The 412-nt window shown below is 66.5% G+C and carries 1 protein-coding gene; it reads right to left on the bottom strand.

Annotation, left to right across the window (positions count from 1 at the left end; translation table 11 throughout):
* On the bottom strand, positions 1-395 hold a 395-nt coding region (locus ACEWB7_RS18205), incomplete at its 3' end, for an MFS transporter (protein ID WP_411581117.1).
* Positions 396-412: the final 17 nt, after the last annotated feature.

Below are 412 nucleotides of genomic sequence, written 5' to 3'. Positions count from 1 at the left end.
TGTCCGACTATGCCGAGGGAGCTGCCACGCCAGTGTCGGGCAAGTTGCGCCCCGAGCCAGGAACCCAGCATCATGGGTACGCTCACCAGCACGGCGGCCTGGGCCAACTGCACAGGATCCCAAGCCAGCCGCTCCACCAACCAGACGTGGAAGTAGGTAAAGTAGAGCTGCTCGGCCCCGTAGCTGAGCAGGGTCAGCACGAAGTAGGGCAGCAGGCGGGGTTGCAACAACAGTTGCCGGGTCGAGAGGGAGGCCAGCTCTTGCTCGGCGGGTACCGGCGGCCGGTTGGGCAACAGCCAGAGCACCAGCAGCAGGTTGCCCACCGTCATGGCCACCGCCAGCCAGGCCGCCAGGCTGTAATCCCCCGACACCACGGCGGCATAGCCCCCAATCATGGGGCCCAGTACCCAGC

Origin of the sequence: Acinetobacter sp. NIOH-H-8 (assembly GCF_046635365.1) — a bacterium.
Lineage (GTDB): Bacteria > Pseudomonadota > Gammaproteobacteria > Pseudomonadales > Moraxellaceae > Acinetobacter.
Note: the sequence above shows the minus strand (reverse complement) of the source record. Positions and strands in the feature narration are given on the sequence as shown.